The 7,091-nt window shown below is 42.1% G+C and carries 8 protein-coding genes and 1 pseudogene; 3 read left to right on the forward strand and 6 right to left on the reverse strand.

From position 1 onward, the window contains the following. Nucleotides 1-279 precede the first annotated feature (279 nt). The gene (locus A142_RS24930; protein ID WP_019824031.1) at nucleotides 280-444 is read left to right on the forward strand and encodes a hypothetical protein; all 165 of its coding nucleotides are present in this window, start codon (nucleotides 280-282) and stop codon (nucleotides 442-444) included. A gap of 13 nt (nucleotides 445-457) precedes the next feature. On the opposite strand, the gene A142_RS06860 is transcribed toward A142_RS24930, so the two are convergent. From A142_RS06860 to tnpA, 5 genes and pseudogenes are all read right to left on the reverse strand, one after another. Further along, on the reverse strand, nucleotides 458-697 hold the full coding sequence (locus tag A142_RS06860; RefSeq protein WP_019824033.1) for a hypothetical protein: 240 nt from the start codon (nucleotides 695-697) through the stop codon (nucleotides 458-460). A gap of 930 nt (nucleotides 698-1,627) precedes the next feature. Next, nucleotides 1,628-1,885: a hypothetical protein gene (locus A142_RS06865; protein ID WP_019824038.1), complete on the reverse strand. Its 258-nt coding sequence runs from the start codon at nucleotides 1,883-1,885 to the stop codon at nucleotides 1,628-1,630. A 26-nt stretch (nucleotides 1,886-1,911) separates the two neighbouring features. Continuing rightward, nucleotides 1,912-3,491: pseudogene (gene tnpC, locus A142_RS25680) on the reverse strand (IS66 family transposase). Nucleotides 3,492-3,546: 55 nt separating this feature from the next. Next, a complete protein-coding gene (gene tnpB, locus A142_RS06880) occupies nucleotides 3,547-3,903 on the reverse strand; it encodes an IS66 family insertion sequence element accessory protein TnpB (protein ID WP_019824041.1) in 357 nt (118 codons plus the stop codon). Beyond that, nucleotides 3,900-4,253 carry an IS66 family insertion sequence element accessory protein TnpA gene (gene tnpA, locus A142_RS06885; protein WP_019824043.1) on the reverse strand — a complete coding sequence of 118 codons (354 nt, stop codon included), beginning with the start codon at nucleotides 4,251-4,253 and terminating at the stop codon, nucleotides 3,900-3,902. Before tnpA ends, tnpB begins: the two co-directional genes overlap by 4 nt. A 390-nt stretch (nucleotides 4,254-4,643) precedes the next feature. Here tnpA and A142_RS06890 point away from each other — a divergent pair, with 390 nt between their 5' ends. After that, nucleotides 4,644-5,534 carry a hypothetical protein gene (locus tag A142_RS06890; protein WP_019824045.1) on the forward strand — a complete coding sequence of 297 codons (891 nt, stop codon included), beginning with the start codon at nucleotides 4,644-4,646 and terminating at the stop codon, nucleotides 5,532-5,534. Nucleotides 5,535-5,649: 115 nt separating this feature from the next. Here A142_RS06890 and A142_RS06895 read toward each other — a convergent pair whose 3' ends face one another. Continuing rightward, nucleotides 5,650-6,486: an alpha/beta fold hydrolase gene (locus tag A142_RS06895; RefSeq protein ID WP_019824047.1), complete on the reverse strand. Its 837-nt coding sequence runs from the start codon at nucleotides 6,484-6,486 to the stop codon at nucleotides 5,650-5,652. 68 nt (nucleotides 6,487-6,554) lie between these two features. Here A142_RS06895 and A142_RS06900 point away from each other — a divergent pair, with 68 nt between their 5' ends. Then, entirely contained in the window at nucleotides 6,555-6,758 is a 204-nt protein-coding gene (locus A142_RS06900; protein ID WP_029405561.1) for a hypothetical protein, read from the forward strand. The last annotated feature ends 333 nt before the right edge of the window (nucleotides 6,759-7,091 follow it).

Genomic DNA, 7,091 nt, shown 5'->3' on the forward strand with positions numbered 1-7,091 from the left:
TCGGATAATCCCGAAATGACTGATCGGAATGCTCCGAAATATGCACCTATAATCGGAAGCAATATTTGCTTGCACGGGTTTCAACTAGAAATTAGAATTAAACTGGATTATATGTATAATTTTCATTTGGTTAGGTAAGGATCTTGAGATATTCTGAATACATCAATTCGTGCTGGCACGATATTAAAATGTTATGTGCTTACTCCAAAACTCACTATAATACGGTGGATTCTTGAACAAATGCTCTTCACGAGGTATCTTTGAATAAGAGGTGGGTATATGCGAAATGAAATGAAAACATTGAATCGAGTCTCTGTAAAGTCTCTTCAATGGCATAAAGAACAAGCGAAAAAATCTGAGTTATTCTCAGAGCAAGCGGCTAAATCACTAGGATTAACAGTGGAAGAGCTTAGAAATTTAGGGAAACAAAAAAGGGCACACTAGGTGCCCAAAAAACTTACCAATCATAAGGGGTTGAGTAAGGGTTGTAGTCCTCGGCTCTCTGGATTTCCGATTGATAAAAGTCCAACAACTTACGATGCTCTGTGGCGATTGAGACCTTTAGAGCATCGTCAGTTTCCAAACAGTATTGTCTTTCCAACTCTACCAGTCTCTCGTGGATAGCCATTAGAGCGATGTTAGTAGTGTCAACGTGTAAGTCTTGTGCGTTTTTTGTAGTCAATGCTTCAATAGACATTTTCTTTGTTCCTTCTAAGTTTCTGAGGGCTAATTCCCTCGCAAGTATGTGAGACTAGCTCACGGTTAGGTGCAGAGAATGCACTCTCCTGAGGGACCTAGTGGAACTTCTACGATACGCAGAACGGTTAAGTTCGTGGGCATGATATAGCAACTACGTATTAAATCAAGCACATAACAAGCAATTCAAGCAGATTCGCAACGCTCGGCATTTTGGGTTTGAATTAGTTTTAGTGTTTACGGCACAATGGTCTAGATAGGTGGTAGCGTTGCTCACTACTTAATTGGGCGTTATGTAACCTTTCTTCCTCGAGGCTTGAAAGCTACATTCAGTAGCTTTCAATATCTAGGTTTTAGTTTAATGTGTTCAGAATAGGTGTGACATATACGTAGTTGTACAGAGCTAATGACTTCGAAATGATTGTCACTAAACACCAGCCAATTAGGACTTTACAGCGTGAAGTAGAGTTCCTTTGTGACTTGAAAAAAGATGAAATAGCGATGTGGATTAAAGGTAAAAATAAACTTCCTCCAATAGCTTCAGCAATTAGTTCAGCGAAAGCTTGGGGATGAGATAGAAGAGTTGCCAGTGAGAATTTTTCAATGCCAAAGTATATATGGAAGTTACCAAAGAAAACTAAGAGAAAAGTGAATATACATGTAAAGAGTGTTGCTTTTTTTAAGCTGCTTTTAGCGGTTGTAGTCATTTTTTACCTAAACATATAAAAGTGGTAATTAGGTTTCTTCTTATCACCAGATTAAAATAGGCGCTTATTTTAGTTGTAATTTCGGTCTTGTCTATACGTTTAAAGTTGCTTATCTTGATCTAAAACAGGTTTACATAATCGGGTAGCCGGAGGTATTTACCCTCCAGCCCCCACACCACCCTGCATGCGGATCCGCACAGGGCGGTTCATTCAGAACGCCTAACTTATATCTTCTGGTTTGGATATTGAACAGCGATCCATCCGTCTTTCAGTGAAAATAATCCCGCTTTCCTAAGGTAATCATTACTCAGTGCTTGCTGTATCCCAGGTGTTTTCGAACTTCGCCACGGCCCTTTGCTTGTGATACCACAACCAACGGCAGTTTGGATCCAGACTCCGCGTTTAAGGTAAGCGTCTACGAACCGACTCATTGACTTTCTAATATCAACACAGATACCGCCAACTAAGGCGGCATCTGTCATTCTGAACGCTATTCGGGGAGGGGGGACTAGTCTGTTTTTGGCATGTTCCAAGGAAGAAGATGACCATGGTCGTCCTCACTCTTCAGTTTCGGGATTTCTCGCAGCACGTATTCCAGATACTCATACGGCTCACAGTCGTTAGCCTTCGCGGTTTCGATAAGACTGTACAGCACAGCACTGGCGCGTGCTCCATTATGAGTCTTCGAGAACAACCAGTTGTTCCGTCCTACTGTGAACGGACGTACTGAACGTTCCGCTCGGTTATTATCCATGCTCAACCGGCCATCATCGATAACTCGTACTAGCTTCGACCATTGATTGAGACTGTAGCTAATCGCCTCACCAAGTTTACTTTTAGGGGGCACCTGAGTGACCGATTTATCTAACCACGCCTTGAACTCATTGAGCAGAGACTGAGTCTTTGATTGGCGGGTAAGATATCGCTCTTCCCTCGTCTTATCTTTGAGTGCTTGTTCAACACGATAGAGCTTTTGGAACCAACTGACTGCCCACTGGATTTTACCCCCTTTACCTTGCTTGCCTTTTGGTTGGCTCTGCTCGGCCTCTATGAACTTACGTCTTGCATGCGCCCAGCAACCCACCAACTTCGCCTCTGTCTTTTCATACGCTTTATACCCATCCACATGAAGGTATCCAGTGTAGTTTGACAGGTACCATTCAGGGCAGTGGTGACCGCGACTCCCTTCCTGGTAGTCGAACAAGACGATACCGGGGGATTTCGCATTCCCTCCTCGGTCTGGACCACACCCATACAACCAGATGTAACTTTTCTTTCGTCATCGAGCACGGTCAACGTGGTCTCGTCCGCGAACAGAACATCTTGAGCAAGGAGGCTTTCTTTCAGTAAGGCGATTAACGGCTCTACCTTATCAGCGCAACGCAGTATCCACTGACTCATCGTTTTTCGGCTGAGCGCTAACCCATATTGTCTGAACAACGATTCTTGACGATAGAGAGGCAGGGCATAGTGGTATTTGTTCGTGATGATTTGCGCAAGCAAAGAGGGCGTCGCGATGCTTTTCGGGATAATCGATGCTGGCGGTGGAGCCATTGCAACAACACTCTTCTCTCCTAACGCATCACATTGACGACAGACGTATTTGGGTCTTTCAGTGACTTCAACGTATAACTTGGCTGGGATATACACCAGTTTTTCACTGGTGCTTTGCCCCATCCTGCAGAGCATCGACTGGCAACACGAGCAGGTTTTTTCTGCTTCTGGTATGTCCACCACAACTCGCTCTCGTGGTAAGTCTTCGGGAAGCTTCGGGCGACCACGACGTTTTGTCTCGGATGAAGTACTTTTCGCGTCCGATGTTTCATCATTCTGATTGCTGGTCGCTTCATCTTCACCTGTCGTATCGGCATGAGTCTCCGCCTCATTGAACTCTAAGTCCTGAGGGGGCAGGGTTTCACTACTGCTACCAAAGCGTTTACGCCGCGCTAGGTTGAGTTTTTCAACCAGCGATTGGATAGTTATTTCGCTCTCGTTTAGAGATTGGCGAAGTGTGAGTACCGTAGATTCAAGCTCAGTCACTTTTGAACGTAAGAGCGTTAGCTCATCTGGATTATTTTTATTTGGCATATAAGGAAGATCGCAGAGTTACGCGAAAGTTCCTTATCCGCTATTATTTTTTAATTTAATTAAGACTTTGGTAATTCAATGTTTGATGGGGTTTCATTTTTTCAATGTCGAGTCCATCAAGCAACCAATGCCACTGCTCTTCCGTTAGTGAGAGGGTTTTCCCTGGCATTTTTCTTGGCCAAGCGAACTTGTCTTTTTCGAGTCGCTTTTGCCAGAGGCAAAAGCCATTACGCTGCCAGTAGAGAACTTTGAGCTTATCCCGCGTGCGATTACAGAAGACGAATAGCGCTTCGGAGAAGGGATTAAGGTTCATATTCTGTTCAACGATAAAGCTCAAGCCGTTAATGCCCTTTCTAAAATCGACGGGCGCCTTGTGGAGATAGATAACAGAGGTATCAGGGAACATCTTCATACAACAGCAAGCTCCTTCAATAGAAGGCCGAGCCACTGAGGGGTTACATCACGAGGCACATGAAGAGAGCATGCCCCCGCTTCAAGGCGTAATTCCGTAGGTAACGTAGAGGTAGGCAGTTGCTCGGTTTTGGTGTTTGGCTTAGCTGTTTTTTCAACAACAATGAATTCAGAAAGTGAATCTTCTCGTTTTTTAGGCATGTTGACTAAGTGGTGTAGTTTGCGACGGTTGTTGTCAAACGTTTTTGGATGAAGATTGTGCTCTAAACAAAACTGAGCGGCAGACTGCTCACTATTGTAATACTTCTGCACAAGGCGTAGCCATTCTTGCTGAGGTCTATGCTGAGACATTTTCGAGTACCTTTAACGATCAAAGTTAAAGGTTACGACGTTTATTAAAAAGATTGAATGAGTCGATTTAAAGACGCTTACGATTTATTGCACTAAGTGATTCATATCCAGAACTTTCATAGGCTGAATTTTTACCAGTGGCACTTTCTAGCTCGAAAATGCCACATTATTAGTTTCGTCCAACAAATTCGCGTTCGTAAATATCAGAAATTTATCCAAATACAGCTCATGTAATGGTAACTATATTTATGTGGGGAACGTGAATTGTCACATTGGAATGTAAGTCGCTTCGGGAGAATATTCATCCTGAACTCTGATACTTAAAAACGAAATGGGCTAACATGGTCTGATTGTTGACCGGAATATCTTTAAAAACACCCTGAGGTAACCATGGCGCAGCCCTTTAATGATTCTATAGTGCATTTAACTGAAAACCAGCTAAAAATATTGGATGACAGACTTGCTTCTATTGATACTGACATGGCGATATCTTTGTCTCTTGTTCGTCGAGCGCAAGGCTTGTCTTTTGACGATTTAGAGAGAAGAGTGAGTGGTATTAAAGGCTCGACACTCAAACGATATATGCAGCAAAGCTATACCTCGATTCGCCCTCTTCATATGGTGGCTGCGATGTCTTGGGTAATGATGGTTCCTATGACCAGCTTCTATCTTGCGTTAAAAGTGAAAGAAAATTACCGTGGTATGGATAGCCACACTGTAAACGCGTTGTTTTGTATTGGGCGTTTACCAACAAAACAGTTTGATCTTTATATTAATATGATCACAGAGCTTATGACTTTAGAGGGCCGAAATGATTTTCTAGAGTTTCGTGAGGAGTTACTTTCAACAACCTCGTTACCTTCGTGTTATGAACAATTACTCCCGCCCGATAATTTAGACCTAAATGCCTTCGCTATTGATTACTATCGTTCATCGGCGATCACTGTAAAGCGTTTTCGACTAGAACATAATATTCCTGTCGATGTCATTTCTCGTGTTTTAGGGTTATCTGTATACCAATACAGAACTTTAGAAGATGTGAATAAAACACGAGACTTTTCCGTGTCTATTGGATTTAGAGTCAAGCTAGGCTTTCAGCTTAACTCCCATGTGAATTTTACAAGTGAAATGGTCCAATTCCCTCAGTTTCATCAATTACGCCAGTTCCAGCATGTCAGAGATGCGTTAACTACCAAGGCTTTGAGTCTTGTAGCCGATAAAAATAAAAAACACGCCGTAGAGATACTGATAAGTCTATCAAATATATACATTAATAATTAGACATACCTACAGGGAGTGAAAATAATCAACCCAAAAAGCGCATTGTCTTGGGTTGATTGCACCTAACTAACAAGCAACAATATGAAGGTAGTTACTTATTCATGAGGTTAGCTGCTTAGTTAATCGTTGCAAGTTGCTTGTGCAGAGTAAGTTGTGCTTCTACTTGGGCGAGCATCGCACGTGCCACAGTATCTGGATATTGTAAATGAACAAGGTGGTCAGCATTATTGATTACGACTAAATGACCGTTAGGAAGTTGTTGCACAAACTTTGTAGCTGTTTCTTTAGTTACATAAGGATCATACTCACCAACACAAATGGTGCTGGGCGCTGTGATTTTATCTACATTGCTTGGAGTGTGTACTAGAAGTCGAACGGAGTTCTCGAAAAACACATCTATGCGTTCCTGAGGCATTGCTTTAATACTTCGTACTGTCGCTCTTATGATCGCTTTATTTTTCGGTATGTTGTCATTGTTAACAGTGAGCGATTCAGTAAAAGAATTCGCGAAACAAGTTGGGCTACTCATGGCTGCTGCAATCATTTTCTTTGTCGCTAAGCGGCCAGAAGAAGGGATCCCTGGCACACCGCCACAAATAGACATTGATCGAACATGGGGCCAGATATCGCAAAGCTCAACAGCTACGGCTGTTGCATAAGAGAAGCCAATGATATGAACTGAACTCACTCGTAAATAACCAAGAAATTCTCGTAACATTGTAGCTTGATCTCTAATGCTAATCGTCGATTCAAGGTTTTCTGTGTGTCCAGTACCCGGTATTTCAATGGTGATACAGTTCATTTTATTGGCAAAGTGTGTGGAAAATGAATTTACACTTTCAATATCTTGCAATGCGCCGAGTAAAAACACTATGTGGTGTTCAGAGTTATCACAGTGCTGAATTCGGTAGCGGTAATGATGATTATTTAAAACAGTTTTGATGATTTCCATTTACTTTATCCTCTTTGTTTATATGGAGGCTTATAAATGATGGATAAAACGTGGAATGGCTAGGGAAAATGAAAAACAAAATTTTAGAGCAGCACTTAGCAGAGGCTGATCAGCCAATGAAAAACTTTATGGCCGACTTACTAGAAATATTAGGGAGGAAGGCATGTAGTACACAAGACCCTGAGTTAGTCTTACGCTACTTTGGTGCTGTACTGTCTATTCGATTGGTGTCATTTGAGGGTGATGAAATGAACGTAAATACGGAAGAGTAAGCCTACTTGTTGCTCAGTCTATTGAATGGTTTGATGTTTAAACAAAAACAGAACCTCCCTGCTAGGTTCTGTTTAAAACGAAGGTCACATGATTTATCACACATCATTTTATTTGCTTTCTTTAGTGCGGGGTGATTTTCGTATAACGAGGATATTTTACCCTGCCACACCAGTATTATTCATTAATTGCTAATTTAGGAAAGTCACAGACTCATTTTCAGATTTTGTACAATTTCCTTTGGCATTGAAGAGTGGCCAATGTGTAAACAAGCGTCACGTATGGGCGGGAGATGGTTCGTAAAGTAGGCGCGCCTTAGCTTGCATAAGAACAAA

The sequence above is a fragment of the Vibrio splendidus 12E03 genome (assembly GCF_000272105.2).
In the GTDB taxonomy this organism is placed as follows: domain Bacteria; phylum Pseudomonadota; class Gammaproteobacteria; order Enterobacterales; family Vibrionaceae; genus Vibrio; species Vibrio splendidus_I.